Source organism: Salinicola peritrichatus, assembly GCF_003206715.1.
Taxonomy (GTDB): domain Bacteria; phylum Pseudomonadota; class Gammaproteobacteria; order Pseudomonadales; family Halomonadaceae; genus Salinicola; species Salinicola peritrichatus.
Genome location: NZ_PZJU01000026.1, coordinates 13324 through 29069, shown reverse-complemented (window position 1 = coordinate 29069; position 15746 = coordinate 13324). Strand labels below are relative to the sequence as shown.

The 15746-nt window shown below is 63.5% G+C and carries 13 protein-coding genes; 11 read left to right on the top strand and 2 right to left on the bottom strand.

Annotation, left to right across the window (positions count from 1 at the left end; all coding sequences use genetic code 11):
• Nucleotides 1–222: 222 nt before the first annotated feature.
• The 3 genes from DOM57_RS10675 to DOM57_RS10665 are packed head-to-tail and all read left to right on the top strand — an operon-like array spanning nucleotide 223 to nucleotide 3331.
• Complete coding sequence (locus DOM57_RS10675; protein ID WP_110649180.1) at nucleotides 223–1014, top strand: hypothetical protein; 792 nt, start codon at nucleotides 223–225, stop codon at nucleotides 1012–1014.
• Nucleotides 1005–1928 carry a diguanylate cyclase domain-containing protein gene (locus DOM57_RS10670; RefSeq protein WP_110649179.1) on the top strand — a complete coding sequence of 308 codons (924 nt, stop codon included), beginning with the start codon at nucleotides 1005–1007 and terminating at the stop codon, nucleotides 1926–1928. The genes DOM57_RS10675 and DOM57_RS10670 overlap by 10 nt, the downstream gene beginning before the upstream one ends.
• Nucleotides 1925–3331, top strand: coding sequence for a bifunctional DedA family/phosphatase PAP2 family protein (locus DOM57_RS10665; protein WP_110649178.1), 1407 nt, complete (start codon nucleotides 1925–1927; stop codon nucleotides 3329–3331). The genes DOM57_RS10670 and DOM57_RS10665 overlap by 4 nt, the downstream gene beginning before the upstream one ends.
• Before the next feature lie 7 nt (nucleotides 3332–3338).
• Here DOM57_RS10665 and DOM57_RS10660 read toward each other — a convergent pair whose 3' ends face one another.
• A complete protein-coding gene (locus DOM57_RS10660) occupies nucleotides 3339–3992 on the bottom strand; it encodes a flavin prenyltransferase UbiX (RefSeq protein ID WP_110649177.1) in 654 nt (217 codons plus the stop codon).
• Nucleotides 3976–5349: a UDP-N-acetylmuramate:L-alanyl-gamma-D-glutamyl-meso-diaminopimelate ligase gene (mpl, locus tag DOM57_RS10655; RefSeq protein WP_110649176.1), complete on the bottom strand. Its 1374-nt coding sequence runs from the start codon at nucleotides 5347–5349 to the stop codon at nucleotides 3976–3978. Before mpl ends, DOM57_RS10660 begins: the two co-directional genes overlap by 17 nt.
• Nucleotides 5350–5798: 449 nt before the next feature.
• Here mpl and DOM57_RS10650 point away from each other — a divergent pair, with 449 nt between their 5' ends.
• The 8 genes from DOM57_RS10650 to DOM57_RS10615 all read left to right on the top strand — a co-directional run bounded on the left by DOM57_RS10650 (nucleotide 5799) and on the right by DOM57_RS10615 (nucleotide 15626).
• Entirely contained in the window at nucleotides 5799–7058 is a 1260-nt protein-coding gene (locus tag DOM57_RS10650; protein WP_110649175.1) for a 6-phosphofructokinase, read from the top strand.
• Between the two features lie 319 nt (nucleotides 7059–7377).
• Nucleotides 7378–8757 (top strand): glutamine synthetase family protein, encoded by a 1380-nt coding sequence (locus tag DOM57_RS10645; RefSeq protein WP_110649174.1) that lies wholly within the window; start codon nucleotides 7378–7380, stop codon nucleotides 8755–8757.
• A 247-nt stretch (nucleotides 8758–9004) separates the two neighbouring features.
• Nucleotides 9005–10114, top strand: coding sequence for an ABC transporter ATP-binding protein (locus DOM57_RS10640; RefSeq protein WP_110649173.1), 1110 nt, complete (start codon nucleotides 9005–9007; stop codon nucleotides 10112–10114).
• Nucleotides 10115–10124: 10 nt separating this feature from the next.
• Nucleotides 10125–11075, top strand: a complete 951-nt coding sequence (locus DOM57_RS10635) for an ABC transporter permease (protein WP_110649172.1) — start codon at nucleotides 10125–10127, stop codon at nucleotides 11073–11075.
• Nucleotides 11072–11872, top strand: coding sequence for an ABC transporter permease (locus tag DOM57_RS10630; protein WP_110649171.1), 801 nt, complete (start codon nucleotides 11072–11074; stop codon nucleotides 11870–11872). The genes DOM57_RS10635 and DOM57_RS10630 overlap by 4 nt, the downstream gene beginning before the upstream one ends.
• Before the next feature lie 110 nt (nucleotides 11873–11982).
• Nucleotides 11983–13056, top strand: coding sequence for an ABC transporter substrate-binding protein (locus DOM57_RS10625; RefSeq protein ID WP_110649170.1), 1074 nt, complete (start codon nucleotides 11983–11985; stop codon nucleotides 13054–13056).
• A 68-nt stretch (nucleotides 13057–13124) separates the two neighbouring features.
• The gene (locus DOM57_RS10620; protein ID WP_110649169.1) at nucleotides 13125–14489 is read left to right on the top strand and encodes a glutamine synthetase family protein; all 1365 of its coding nucleotides are present in this window, start codon (nucleotides 13125–13127) and stop codon (nucleotides 14487–14489) included.
• An 81-nt stretch (nucleotides 14490–14570) separates the two neighbouring features.
• A complete protein-coding gene (locus DOM57_RS10615) occupies nucleotides 14571–15626 on the top strand; it encodes a polyamine ABC transporter substrate-binding protein (protein WP_110649168.1) in 1056 nt (351 codons plus the stop codon).
• Nucleotides 15627–15746 lie beyond the last annotated feature (120 nt).

Genomic DNA, 15746 nt, shown 5'->3' with positions numbered 1-15746 from the left:
ATCGGGACGCGAATGCGGGATCGGACGCGTCGAGCGGGCCTGATCGGCGCGTCCTCACCTATTCGTTCGTATGTTGGATAAGGTATTGTCTCAATTCGTGATTCACAGTGTACGGCCAGTCGTGGCACGTGCGATAGTGAAGCCTGAACGTGTATACGTTTCGCAACGGGTCCAATATAAGCCACCATGCAAAGCAAGTACAAAAGCCTTGGCTCGAGAGCATTGCTCGTCCTTTGCCTCCTGCTCGCCCTGGCGACTGGCTGGCTGGGCGATGGCGCCTTGCGACTGATCGCTTGGCTGGGCGCCGTTGCCTTGGCGTTGTTGCTGCTTCGTCCATCCCCCCTCTCGCGCTGGATACCGCTGATCGTCGGCGCGATCAGCGTCGCGATGCTGGCGACCGGGCAGTCGACTGCCCTGATATGGCTATGGGTGATCCCTCTGTGTTTGCAAGGACTGGGCGGCAGGCTCGGGCTGATCGTCAATGGCCTGGGCTATATCGCCGCAGTGGGCTTTGCCGCCTGGCAGCTCTCGCTGCCCGCCGCGTCGGTCGCCGGCGTATCGCTCGCCGTCATCTGGCTGTTGTGCCTGGAACACCGCCTGGCGCTGTCACCCGCCCCCATCTCGAACGAAGCGCGCTGGCTGTTGCCGCCGGCGACTCTCGATGCTGATATCCAGCACGAACTACGCCGCACCGAGCGCGAGTCCCTGCATGGCGAGGTCGTGGTCTTCGGCTGCGCCCATTCGACAACCGCAGACATGGAGCAACTCTGCCGCCTGCTGCGCGATCAGCTGGCGCTGTACGAGCGCGCCTATCGCCTCAACGACTACGGCATCGCGGTGTTGCTGGTCGCGACCAGCGCCGATGCCGCCGAACAGCGGCGCAATCAATTGCAGCATGCCGTTGCGCCTCATCGCATGGTGTCGTGGACACCGGTGCAGGAGATCGGCGATCGCTTCGCCCGCTATCGTTCCAAGGCGACATCAGAAACCCACGAGGCGATGCCATGGCAGTGAGCCGCTACAAGCTTCTGGCCCAGTTGCTGGCCCTGGCGCTGTTCGTCGCGCTGGCGCTGTGGCACTACATGATGCGTCACTACGATCTGATTCTGCCGCCGGCATTGCTGGCGGTCGGGCTGCTGGTATCCATGCCGCTGCAATGGCTCGGACGACTGCGCCCGGCGTTGGCCGACTATCTCTTGCTCATCGGCGCGCTGATACTGTTCGCCGTCGAAGCGCCGCGTACCGAACAGGGAATGCTGTGGCTGGGTCTCCCCGCGGTCATCAGCTTCCTGCTGCTGTCGCTGCCGTTGGCCTTGCTGCTTAACGTGGCGCTGGTGCCGGCGTGGTTGACATTGCTGGGCGAGCTGCACATCACCGCGATCAACCTCAGCATGGGATGGTGGCTATCGTTGACCACGGGGCTGCTGATCGCTGCGATCATGAGTCGACGCACGCCCTACCGCTTGCGCCTGAACCTGTGGCGTCGCGGCCACAAGTTGTCGCCCGCCAATCTGCAACAGAATCTCAAGATCGAAATCGCTCGAGCCGAAGCGCTTAACCGCCCGTTAAGCGTTCTGGTGTTATACATTCCCCAGCTCGATCAGGCGGACGATCAGTTCGGCAGCCAGCTACGGGAAACCCTGTCGCTGGCGTTCAGCGAAGTCGTCTCGCACAACAGCCGACACAGCGATCTGCTTGGCGAATACCGTTGTAACGTGTTTTGGCTGGTGTTGCCGAATTCGGGCGAATCCGGGGCGATCACCGCCGCCAAGCGGCTCTCCAATGTCATCGCGGCCATCTCTCGTCCGGAGACGGGGGCACTCGAGAGCCACAACCGGGTCTGCACCTTGCAGAAAGGCGAAACCGCGACACATTTCATCAACCGCCTGGATGCCGCCGCCACCAAATTGCTGGAACCTCGCGCTTGAACCTGACCCATTGGCTCTATTCGTTATCGCCCTCGCCGGGGCTGTTGCTGGTCATCATCTTCGCGGTGGCCCTCTGCGAGTCATTGGCCGTCGTCGGCATCGGCATCCCCGGGGTGGTACTACTGGGCGCCGCCGCCTCGCTTGCCGGGCATCAGGGCGTCCCGATCTGGCTAATGCTGTTTGCCGGTACCATCGGCGCCTTTGCCGGCGACAATCTGAGCTTCTGGCTAGGCCGAACGCAGCGCTCGCATGTTTCCCATTGGTGGCCGCTGAATCGCCATCCAGGATGGCTCGAGCGCGGCATCGAGTTCTTCCAACGTCACGGCTCACTCTCCGTGGTCGTCGGTCGTTTCATCGGACCGATGCGCCCGTTCATCCCCCTGGTCGCCGGCATGCTGTCGATGCCAACGCGACGTTTCATCATCGTCAACCTGCTCTCCGCGCTGGTGTGGGCTCCGGTCTATCTACTGCCCGGCTATTGGCTCGGTCGTTCCTGGGACGAATTGATGGAGTTGCCACCCGGGGCCGAGCGCTGGCTGCTGACCTTGTCGTTGTCGCTGCTGGCGCTCGGACTGCTGTTTTCGTGGTTTCGCTATCAACTAAGCGGTGAAGGCCGGCTGCACCGCTGGCTCGACCGGCGCATGGCCCACGGGCGTTGGCTGGCCAGGGGCTGGAAGGCGCTCCGTTCGCCACCGCCCGAGGAAGAGTTTCCGCTGGCGTCCCTATCGCTGCTGTTGACCAGCCTGATCGCCCTGGTCGGCTGGACCACCTGGGTGCTCGTTCACGATGGCCCGCTACCGATGGATCAGCAGATCCACACGCTGGCCGGCATGCTGCAACACAACTGGCTGGTGGGCACCAGCGAGACGCTGGCCAAGATCGGCGATGCCCTGGGCATCACGGTGATGATGGCGCCTTGGCTACTGTGGCTGTTGTGGGCGCGTCGCTTCGCGGCGCTGGTGCATCTCGCCGGCGCCCTGGGCCTGCTGGCGGTGAGCAACACGCTGTTCAAAGCGCTCGCCGGGCGTGCCCGCCCCGACACGCCGGACTATCTCACCGGTTCGATGTCCTATCCCAGCGCTCACTCCTCGACCATCGTGGTGGTGGTCGGGTTGACCGCGGCCTTCGCCGCCCAGGTCATGCCGCAGCGTTATCGCGCCTACGCTTACTGGGCAGCTATTCTGTTGTGCGTGCCGATGGCGCTGTCACGGCTGGTAATCGGCGTGCACTGGGCCAGCGATCTGATCGGTGGCGCGCTGCTGGGGCTGATCGTGTGCGCGCTGACGCGAATCAGCTACCAGCGCCACCAACGCCGCGACCGCGACATGCCGCCATGGATCTGGCTGGGTGCTGCATCGTTGATACTGGAGGTGGCGCGGGTACTGTTCTTCCCGCCGGTGTGAGGAGCCCTCATTCACCCCAGCGCGGCATCAGCTCCTGTTCGATACCCAGCTGGTTGAGAATGCGGGCGACGATGAAGTCGATCATCGCCTCGACGCTGTCGGGACGGTGATAGAAACCCGGCGCCGCCGGCAATATGACCGCTCCCATGCGGGTGAGCTTGAGCATGTTGTCGAGGTGTACCGCCGATAGCGGCGTCTCCCGCGGTACCAGTATCAGCTGCCGGCGCTCCTTGAGCGCCACATCGGCGGCCCGTTCGATCAGATTGTTGCTGGCGCCACAGGCCACGGCGGAAAGCGTGCCGGTCGAGCAGGGACAGATCACCAGCGCCTGCCAGTTGCCGGAACCGGAGGCCACCGGGGCCATCCAGTCTTCGCGGGCGAAGCAGCGGATCCGGCCCTCGCCGGCGCCGCAGCGCTCGCTCAACGCCCGGGCCAGCCGCTCGGGTTGCGCCGGCAGCTCGATATCGGTCTCGACCGCGATCACCCGATGCGCCGCCTTCGAGATCATCACGTAGACCTCACGTCCGGCAGCGGCCAGGCAATCGATCAGACGCAAGCCGTACTGCGCACCGGATGCGCCGGTCAGCGCCACCGCGACCGGCGCGGCCTGGGATACAGCATGAACAGGTGCAGCATGAACAGGCTCAGCGCGGCTTGCCATGGCTCGTCTCCAGTGCTCGCAGCAGTTTGTCGTGCACGCCGCCGAAGCCGCCGTTGGACATCACCACGATGCGGTCGCCGGGCTCGGCCGCCGCCGTCACCTGCGCCACCAGCGCTTCCAGATCGTTCTCGACCCGGCTGGCCGAATGACCGGCGACGACCTCAGCCAACGACCAGTCCAGCCCCGGCGGCTGATACCACCAGACCCGATCGGCCAGTGCCACGCTGTCGGCCAGTCGTGCTTTCATGGTGCCCTGGCGCATGGTGTTGGAGCGCGGCTCGATCACCGCCAGCAAGCGCCCGCCGTGACCATCGCGACGCAGCCCTTCCAAGGTCAGGGCGATCGCCGTCGGGTGGTGGGCAAAATCGTCGATCACCTGGATGCCGGCCACCTCGCCGCGAACTTCCTGTCGCCGCTTGGGCGCCGCGAAGTCAGCCAGCGCGCGGCAGCCATCGGCCGCAGATACACCGAGCTGATGCGCCGCTGCCAATGCCGCCACGCCGTTGGCGGCGTTGTGTCGTCCGCTCATCGACCACCGGAACCGGTGGCACTCGCCTGCGTGATAAAGGACAACTCCCCGGCTGTCGTCGGCATCGAGTTCGAAACGCCAAGCGCTCTCGGCCGCCTGCCCGAAACGCAGGACCGGCGTCCAGCAGCCCTGTTCCAATACGCGCTCCAGTGCCGGCTCGCTGTCGGCGACAACGAGGCGGCCGTTGCCCGGCACCGTGCGCACGAAGTGGTGAAACTGCCGCTCGATGGCCGCGAGATCGTCGAAGATATCGGCGTGATCGAACTCGAGGTTGTTGAGAATGGCGATATCGGGATGGTAGTGAACGAACTTCGAACGCTTGTCGAAAAACGCCGTGTCGTACTCGTCGGCCTCGACCACGAAGGGTGCTCCGGGCGCGCCCAGACGGGACGACACGCCGAAATTGCGCGGCACGCCGCCGATCAAAAAACCGGGTTCGAGCCCGCGGGCCTCCAGAATCCAGGCCAGCATGCTGGCCGTGGTGGTCTTGCCGTGGGTGCCGGCGACCGCCAGCACGGTGCGCCCCGGCAGCACATGCTCCGCCAGCCATTGGGGGCCGGAAACGTAGGGCAGCTTGGCGTTCAGTAACGCTTCGACCTCCGGGTTGCCGCGGGACAGTGCATTGCCGACGACGACCAGATCGGGGCGGGGCTGGAGGTTGTCGGCGCGGTACCCTGCCATCAGTTGAATGCCGGCTTCTTCCAGCTGATGGCTCATCGGTGGATAGACGTTGGCATCGGAACCGGTAACGCGGTGGCCCAGCGCTTTGGTCAGGCGGGCCAGGCTGCCCATGAAGGTTCCACAGATCCCCAACACGTGAACGTGCATACCGCCTTCTCCAAACATGAACTGGCCCAAGCATAAACCGGCGAGCCTAGCATGACGCCCGCAAACGGGCCACCGGCATCCCCGGCATGGTGGCCACCGCCGATTTCGCGCCGGACGAAGCGCCGCGGCCAGACCGTACCGAACGCCAGACTCCCTCGGCAGTCGGAGAAAAATGACCGGCCAGGACGAGCGCGAGTCGTATTAACAGGCATTAGCCTTTCGGCTATGCTGGGCCGGCAACCGTGACTCGCAATACCCTCGACGCAAAATGCTGTCGACACAACTCATCACGGGATCGTCGCGCCCTTTCACCGTTCTGCCACGGTGTCGGCACAGACTCTGCCCATAGCTCGGCCACCAGGGACGCCGCCGAGCGACAGAGGATCCGGCAAGCGTTCGGATCGATGTCGTGATCGAAGAATCAACAACCTCAGGAGATGAGAGCCGATATGGCCAAGCATAACGCCTTTTACGCCCAGTCCGGTGGCGTCACCGCCGTCATCAACGCCAGCGCCTGCGGCGTGATCGAAGCCTGCCGCCGCCACCCGGAGCGCATCGGTCATCTCTACGCCGGCCACAACGGTATCATCGGCGCACTCATGGAAGATCTGATCGACACCAATCAGGAGAGCGAGGAAGCGATCGCCGCCCTGCGCCACACCCCCGGCGGCGCCTTCGGCTCCTGCCGCTACAAGCTCAAGTCGATCGAAACCCATCGCGCCGAGTACGAACGCCTGATCGAGGTGTTCAAGGCCCATGATATCCGCTACTTCTTCTACAATGGCGGCGGCGACAGCGCCGACACCTGCCTCAAGGTATCGCAGCTCTCCGAGAAAATGGGATATCCGCTGACCGCGATTCATGTTCCCAAGACCGTCGACAACGATCTGCCGGTCACCGACAACTCGCCGGGCTTCGGCAGCGTGGCGAAATACGTGGCGACCTCGACCCGCGAGGCGGCGCTGGATATTGCGTCGATGTGTTCCACCTCGACCAAGGTGTTCATCCTCGAGGTCATGGGGCGTCATGCCGGCTGGATCGCCGCCGCCGGGGCACTGGCCGGCGAATCGCCCGAACAGGCACCGCATGTGATCATCTTCCCGGAGATCGCCTTCGATCGCGAAGCGGTGATGGCGCGCATCGACGATGCCGTCAAACGTCACGGTTTCTGCGTCGTCGTCGTGTCCGAGGGCGCCCAGTATGCCGACGGCACCTTCCTCGCCGATGCCGGCAGCACCGACGCCTTCGGCCACAAGCAGCTCGGCGGCGTGGCGCCGGCGCTGGCGGCGATGGTCAAGCAGGATCTGGGGCACAAGTATCACTGGGCCGTCGCCGATTACCTGCAACGCGCCGCCCGTCATATCGCCTCCAAGACCGATGTCGATCAGGCCTATGCCGTGGGCGAGGTCGCGGTGGAGCTGGCGCTGGACGGCCAGAACTCGATGATGCCGGCGATCAAGCGCGTCTCGGAGTCGCCCTACGAGTGGCGGATCGAGCCCGCGCCACTGGCCGAAATCGCCAATCACGAAAAGTTCATGCCGCGCGACTACATCAGCGAGGACGGCCTGCATATCAGCGACGCCGGCCGCCGTTACCTCTCGCCACTGATCCAGGGCGAGGACTTCCCACCGTTCGAAAACGGCCTGCCCAAGGTCGCCAAGCTGAAAAAGGCCAAGGTCGAACGCAAGCTGCCCGAGTTTGCGCTTTGAGTTCGGCCGGATTGAATTAGCGGTGAAAAACGACCCGGATGGCTCCGGGTCGTTTTGGCTTTCTCCCTCTTCCTCTCTTCTCTCTTCCTTCCCCTCAATCTTCCAGCTTGGCTCCGAAGACACCGGTGTCAAAAATAATGTCCACTTCTTGTCGAATGAAATGAGAGACAAATCAGCACCCCGCTTGAAGGGGCGCCATACCGCCATGCCGACCGAAGCACTTACGCGGCCTCCGAGGCGATTCGTAAAATATTTGACAACGCACATGGCTTTTGGAATAACCAAGACAACCACACCATGACAAAGACCGTGCCGCTTCATGTGCGACCCCGACACCATCCAGGAAGCCAATGATTTCCTGGAGCGCCACCCCAACGTGCAGAGCGTCGACCTGCTGATCAGCGATCTCAACGGTGTCCTGCGGGGCAAGCGGGTTCCCCGCGATAACGTCATCGGCGTGCTCGAATCCAACATGCGCCTGCCGGCCTCCGTGTTCGCCCTCGATATCTGCGGCAATACCATCGAGGAGACCGGGCTGGGGCTGGCCTCGGGCGATGGTGACCGCACTTGCCGGCCGATCGCGGACACCCTGGTGCCGACACCGTGGGCGCGCCACGCCAATCAGGCGCAGATGCTGATGACCATGGAGGAGGACGACGGCTCCCCCTTCGAGTGCGATCCGCGTCAACTGCTCAAACGCGTGCTGCAACGTTTCCGGGCGATGTCGCTGACGCCGGTGATCGCGGTCGAGCTCGAGTTCTACCTCATCGATCGCGAGCGCGATCAAGTCGGCGCGCCACAGCCGCCCCGCTCCCCCGCCACCGGTGAACGGGCCAGCCAGAGCCAGCTCTATTCGGTTACCGAGCTCGACGAGTACGCCGACTTCCTCGAAGACATCACGCGCGCCGCCCAGTTGCAGCGCCTGCCCATCGATACCGCGCTGAAGGAGTGCGCGCCCGGCCAGTTCGAGGTCAACCTGCTGCATCACGACGATACCCTGCGTGCCTGCGACGAGGCGGTGATGCTCAAGCGCCTGATCAAGGGCGTGGCGATCCAGCACGGCTTCGAAGCGACTTTCATGGCCAAGCCCTACAGCCAGGAGGCCGGAAACGGCACTCACGTGCATGTCAGCCTGCTCGACGCCGACGGCAGCAACGTCTTTGCGACCGCGGATGGCTGCGAGCTGGGCAGCCGACACCTGCAACAAGCGATCGCCGGCCTGGTCGAGTTGATGCCGGCGTCGATGGCGATTTTTGCGCCCAACCTCAACTCCTACCGGCGTTTCCAGCCGAGTCTCTACGTGCCCATGGCACCGACCTGGGGTTACGACAATCGCTCGGTGGCCCTGCGCATCCCCTCCGGATCGCCGCGCGCCAGGCGTATCGAGCATCGGGTGGCCGGCGCCGATGCCAACCCCTATCTGCTGGTCGCCGCACTGCTGGCCGGCATCGAATACGGTCTCCAGCATCGGCTCGTGCCGCCGGCGCCGATCACCGGCAACGCCTACGAACAGATCGAGCCCAGCCTGCCGATCAGTTGGCCGCAGGCCCTCGACGCCTGGCAGCAGAGCGAGGCTTTCGCCGGGCTCTTCGGCGAAACCTTCCACAATGTCTACCACGCCAATCGCCGTGCCGAATATGAATTGTCACGGCAGGCGATCAGTTCACTGGAGTATCGTTGGTATCTGCGCAATACCTGAACGACTTCACCACCGACGCATTCACCCATTCCATCGCAGGAGAACGGCATGACAATCACAACGCTCCGTCTCATCCCGACACCGGCTAGAGCCATCGCCGGCCATACCGCCATCCCGACGCTGCGCCGCTGCTGAGCTTGGGTTACGCTTCGCCTGTCGACCTCCGGCCACGATCCGCCACGGCAACGGGTTTCGAGGCACGATGCTCGTCGACAGCTTCGATAATGGGTAAGGGAATTCGCGACCAATGACTGCGCCCTCCTCCGCCGAGACGACCGATACGTCGAACGGCCATGTACGCGATGCCTCCGCGATCGCGCTCAAGAATCTGCACAAGCGCTTCGGCCGTGATGCCATCGCCCTCGACGGCGTCGATCTCGACATTCATGCCGGCGAATTCTTCACCCTGCTCGGTCCCTCCGGCTGCGGCAAGACCACACTGTTGAGAATTCTCGCCGGCCTCGAGGCACCGAACGAGGGCACGCTCACCATCGGCGGCAAGCAGGTGACCGATACGCCGCCGCATCTGCGCAGCGTCAATACGGTGTTCCAGTCCTATGCGCTGTTCCCGCATCTTTCGGTGCGCGACAACATCACCTTCGGCCTGCGCATGAAGGGCGTTCCCGCCAACGAGCGCAGACGGCGTGTCGACGAGATCGCCGACTTCATCAAACTCGGCGCGCTGGTCGAACGCCGGGTGAATCAACTCTCCGGCGGGCAGCGTCAACGCGTCGCGCTGGCTCGTGCGCTGGTCTGCGAACCCGACGTCCTGCTGCTCGACGAGCCGCTGTCGGCGCTCGATGCCGGCCTGCGCACGCAATTGCAGGTCGAACTGCGGCGCACCCAGAAACGTCTCGGCATGACCTTCGTCTTCGTCACCCATGACCAGGACGAGGCGATGGTGATGTCCGACCGCATCGCGGTGCTCGACAGCGGCGTGATTCAGCAGGTCGGGCCGCCCCATGAAGTTTACGAACGCCCGGTCAACGCCTTCGTCGCGCGCTTCATGGGTCACGTCAATCTGTTCGAGATCCAGGCCGTCGAGGGCGCCCGGGTATCCACGGCACTGGGTTCGCTGACGATGGAGCGACCGCTGCCAGCCGACCAGCAGCAAGGCATGCTGTTGATTCGCCAGGAAGTGATCGAACTCGGCCCCGAGGTACCGGAGGGCTACAATGCCCTGGAAGGCGTCGTGCGGGAGCGGCTCTATCGTGGCAGCCGGGTCGAATATCGCCTGGAGGTCAACGGCATCCTGCTGATGGCGACCGCGAGCAACCTCGGGCAGCGTCTCTACCCGGTCGGCGACCGGGTCACCGTCAGCATCTGTCCCGAAGATGTGGTCAGGCTCGATGCCTGAGGAGATCTCCATGGTCAAGACCGACGAGACCGAACCGAACTCCCCTTCGCCTTACCCGCTGGCCGCGTACAGCCGCTCTATGTCGCCGGATACGCGCCACCTGCTGTGGAGCGTGGCGCCCGGCGCGATCTGGATCGCGATCTTCCTGGTGCTGCCGAGTTTCTACCTGATCGGCGTGGCGTTCATGACCAACGGCCCCTACGGCCAGCCGCAGATGCCGCTCAGTCTCGACGCCTTCCGCCAGCTCGCCGGCTTCGGCTTTCTCGGCTGGAGCCCGGGCAATCTCTATACCTTGCTGCGCTCGCTGTGGCAGACCTTCGTCGCCACCGGACTGGTGATTCTGGTCGCTTATCCGCTGGCCTATCACATCTCGATCTGCCGCGAGAAATGGCGCCCGATCATGCTGCTGGCGGTAGTGGTGCCGTCCTGGACCAATCAGGTCATCCGCGCCTTCGGCTGGATGAACCTGCTCTCGCCGGGTACGCCGATGGCCGACGCCGCCCAGTTCCTGGGTCTGATCGGCCCGAACATGGGGCTCTATCCCTCGAATTTCGCGGTCACGCTGGGATTGGTCTACAACTTCCTGCCGTTCATGGTGCTGCCGCTCTACGCCGCGTTCGAGAAGCTCGACATGGCGCTGGTCGAGGCCGCCCGCGACCTCTACGCCTCGCCGGTGCGGGCGTTCTGGCACGCGGTGTTTCCGCAGACGCTGGCCGGCCTGCTTGCCGGCACGGTGCTGGTGTCGATCCCGGCCTTCGGCATGTACGTGGTTCCGGAACTGCTCGGCGGCGGCCGCGCGATGATGCTCGGCAACCTCGTCGCCAACCAGTTCTCGGGTGGCTCCAACTGGCCGCTGGGAGCCGCCGGCGCGCTGATCATGCTGATCGCGACCTTCGGCGGGCTCTATGCCATGCGCAAGGTCGGCAAGCGGCTCGGCGGCGGCGAGGAGGTGGTGATATGAGACGTGGCGCCTTCAAGCGCGGCCTGACGCTGTTCTGGTGGCTGACGATCGCCTTTCTCTACCTGCCGCTGGCGGTGATCGTGTTCTACTCGTTCAACTCGGCCAACAGTGCCGCCCATTTCGCCGGCTTCTCGCTGCGCTGGTACGACCGCCTGTTTCACAACGACCAGCTGCTCGGCGCGCTTTCCAACTCGCTGGTTCTGGGGCTGGCCTCGTCGATCGTCGCCCTGATCATCGGCACCTTGATCGGCTATGGCATGTATCGCCATCGGAGCCGCAAGCTGGGTTGGCTGATCGTGCTGATCTATCTGCCGATCGTGATGCCGGACATCGTCTTCGGGATCTCCGAGATGGCGTTCTTCGTCAGTATCGATCGCCAGTTCGGTGTTCTCGGGCCGAGCCTGGCGACCATGATCATTGCTCACGTCACCTTCCAGATTCCATTCGTGGCGCTGATCGTCTACTCGCGCTTCGTCGGCCTCGACCCGACGCTGTTCGAGGCTGCCAAGGATCTCTACGCCTCGCCGTACAAGCGCGCGCGGCATTTTTTGCTACCGACGTTGAAACCCTCGCTGATCGCGGCGTTCTTTCTGTCGTTCACGCTTTCGGTGGACGACTTCGTGATCAGCTTCTTCACCGCCGGGCCGGAAAACGCCACGCTGCCGATCTATATCTGGGGCGCCATCCGCCGTGGCGTTTCACCGGAGATCAATGCCATTGCCACGCTGATGATCGGCGCGGTCATGATCGCGGCCGTGCTGAGCCTGCTGTTCAACCGCCAAGGTCGCCGCCAGTAGGCGGAGCCACTTTCGATAACGACAATCCTCGAGCGATAACGACAACTCTCGATAGCCATAGCCCCGATAACCATAAGCCCTGATAACCACAGCCCCAGGAGACTTCATCGATGAAACGCAGAATAATCACCACCCAAGTCGCTTTGGCACTCGGCGGACTGATGCTGGCCGGCGCCGCCGCCGCCCAGGACGAGAACAAGCTCTATCTGTTCAACTGGACCGAGTACATGGACCCGGACATCATCCAGGCCTTCGAGGACCAGTACGATGTCGAAGTCGTACAGAGCTACTACAACTCGCTACCGGAAATGGCCGCCAAGCTGAACGCCGGCGGAGTTTCCCAGTACGACGTCATCTTCCCGTCCAACTACTACGTGCCGAGACTGATCCAGAGCGGGCTGGTGCAGAAACTCGACAAGTCCAAGCTGCCCAATCTCGACAACGTGATGGACGAATTCGCCGACCCGTCCTACGATCCCGGCGCCGAATATTCCGTCCCTTACCAGTGGGGCACCAGCGGCATCGTCTACGACACCAACACCTTCCCCGACGCGCCCAAGAGCTGGTCGCTGCTGTTCGATCCCGAGGTCAACCCCGACCAGCCGTTCGCCTTGATGGGCGACGGCCAGGTCTCGATGGGCGCGGCCTGCGCCTATCTCGGCAAGGGCTACGACTGCACCAATCCGGACGACTGGAAGGCAGCGGCCAAGCTGCTGCTCGACACCAAACACCGCGACACCTTCAGCGGCTTCACCGACGGCACCCCAGCGCTACAGCAGATCCAGCGTGGCGTGGTGCGGGCCGCCGTCTCGTATAATGGCGATTACCTGCAACAGAAGCAGGAAAATCCGGACGCCTACGAACATATCGCCTTCATGATTCCGGACGAAGGCACCGAGATGTGGGTGGACACCATGATGATTCCGGCCGAGGCGCCCCACCCGAACCTGGCGCACGAGTTCATCAATTTCATTCTCGATGCCAAGATCGGAGCCCAGCTTTCCAACTACATCTACTACGCCAGCCCCAACAAGGCGGCGCAGCCGGATCTTGACGAGGTGCTGACACAGCCGCCGGTTCTACCGAGCGAGGCCGATCGCGGGCATCTCGAATTCACCCCCAGCCTGCAGGGCGACGAGCTTCAGATGTTCCAGCAGCTGTGGACGGAAGTGCAATCGCGTTGAGGGAATGGCTGCCGGTTCCCGAGGATACCGGCGGCCCATCCGACGCTCACGCGGCAAAGGAAATCGCTATGAGTGACACAGTACGTCACGTACTCGAAGACTGGTTCACCCGGCATGGCATTACCGAGGTGGAGTGCCTGGTCTCCGACCTGACCGGCATTCTCAAGGGCAAGATCATGCCCGCCAGCAAGTATCTCCGCGGAGGACGCACCCGGCTGCCGGATTCGATCTTCATCCAGACCGTCACCGGCGGTTATCCGGATGACGAAGACATCCGCTTCTGGAATCCGGCGGAACTGGACATGCAACTGGTGCCCGATCCCAGCTCCGCCTATCTGGTACCGTGGGCCGACGATCCCACGGCGCAGATCATCCACGACTGTCTCTACATGAACGGCGACCCGGTGGAGCTCTCTCCACGCCACGTATTGAAGCACGTGCTCTCGCTCTACGAAGCCCGTGGCTGGCAACCGATCATGGCGCCGGAGCTCGAGTTCTATCTGGTCAAGACCAATACCGACCCCGATTACCCATTGGAGCCGCCGATCGGCCGCACGGGCCGTCAGGAGAGCAGCCGTCAGTCGTTCTCGATCGATGCGGTCAACGAATTCGATCCGCTGTTCGAGCAGATGTACGACTACTGCGAGGCTCAGCAACTCGACATCGATACCCTGACCCACGAGGAAGGCGCCGGCCAGATGGAGGTCAACTTCCGTCATGGCGATCCGCTGCGCCTGGCCGACCAGGTGGTGATCTTCAAGCGCACGCTGCGCGAGACGGCGCTGCGTCACAGCATGTACGCCACCTTCATGGCCAAGCCCATGGCCAACGAGCCCGGCAGTTCGATGCATCTGCACCAGAGCCTGATCGACCGTGGCAGCGGCGACAACCTGTTCGCCGGCGAGGACGGGCAGCCAAGCAAGCTGTTCCACCATTACATCGGCGGCCTGCAGCAGTATCTGCCGTCGGCGATGCCGTTCTTCGCCCCCAACGTCAACTCCTACCGCCGCCTGATGCCGGGCGAGAGCAACAGCTCGGTGCCGATCAACACCGAATGGGGCTACGACAACCGCACCGTCGGGCTTCGTGTGCCCGTCGGCCCGGCCGCAGGAACACGGGTCGAGAATCGCCTGGCCGGCGCCGATGCCAACCCGTATCTGGTGATGGCGGCATCGCTTGCCTGCGGCTATCTGGGCATGCTGGCACAGATCGAACCGCGCCCGCCGCTGACCGGCTCCGCCTGGTCCGCGGGACATACGCTGCCGGACGATATCGGCCCCGCGCTCAATGCGCTGAGCGAGTGCGCACCACTGGCGGACCTGCTCGGAGAGCGCTTCACCCGCAGCTACCTGGCGGTCAAGCGCGCCGAGCATTCGGCCTATTTCCGGGTCATCAGCTCCTGGGAGCGCGAGCATCTGCTATTGCGGGTGTGAAACGGGATAGCGCAGGATCGCCGGCGGGGCCGTCATCGCGGCGTCCCGTTGCCAACAACGACAAAACTCGAGGGGAAGACGATGCGACCGACACCGATCGCGCTGCTGCCACTGGCGCTGGTCGCCGGCCTGGCTCAGGCACAGGATGACGACAAGCTCTATCTGTTCAACTGGACGGAGTATGCCGATCCCGCTGTCATCGACGAATTCGAGCAGGAGTTCAGCGTCGAGGTCGTACAGAGCTATTTCACTTCGAATGCCGAGATGTACTCAAAGCTGGTGGCCGGCGGCGACGCCCAGTTCGATGTGGTGGTGCCCACCGATTATTACGTCCCGAGGCTGGTCGCCTCCGAACTGATCCAACCCCTGGGCGACGGGATCGAGGGACGCGACAATCTGATGCCGGCCTTCCGCCATCCCAGCTACGATCCCGAAGACCGCTACAGCGTGCCTTATCTGTGGGGCGTTACGGGCATCGTCTATGACAGCGAAACCTTCCCCGATCCAACGCCATCGTGGTCGCTGCTGTTCGATCCCGAGGTCAATCCGGATCAACCGTTCGCGCTGCTTGGTGGCGATCCGCAGGTACTGTTCGGCATGGCCTGTGCCTACCAGGGACATGGCTTCGACTGCACCGACCGCGAGCAATGGATCGAAGCCGCCAAGCTGGTCAGTCAAACCCTTGATCGTTCGAATTTCACCGGCTTCGCCGACAGCACCGCCGCCATCGACCAGATCGCCCGAGGCGTGACCCGCGCCGCCGTCACCTACAGCGGTGATCTGGATTATCGCAAGGCGGATTCGCCGCAGACCTACGCCAAGCTGAAATTCTATATTCCCGAAGAGGGTTCCCAATTGGGCGTCGATACGTTGGTCATTCCCCGGCGCGCGCCACATCCCGAACTGGCCAGGCAGTTCATCAGCTTCATGCTGCGGCCGGAGATCGCCGCGCGTTCCGCTACTTACGCCTATTACCGCACCCCCAACGAGGCGGCATTGCCGCGGCTCGATCCCGGTCTGCGCGAGGCCTCCCAACTGAGCGATGCCCAGCGCGAACATCTCTCCCCAACGCCTGAACTGGAAGGCGATCAGCTTCAGCTTCTGCAACAGTTGGCCAACGAAGCACGTAGCCGCTGATTGGGTGCCCGCCATGAGTCGCGCCAAGTGCGGCCCGTTGCCATTTGGAGACAGCCCTTCCCGTTTGTGGAAACAGTGTTCAATAACCTGTTTCCCAGGCGCTCATTGCTTTGCGCTGGA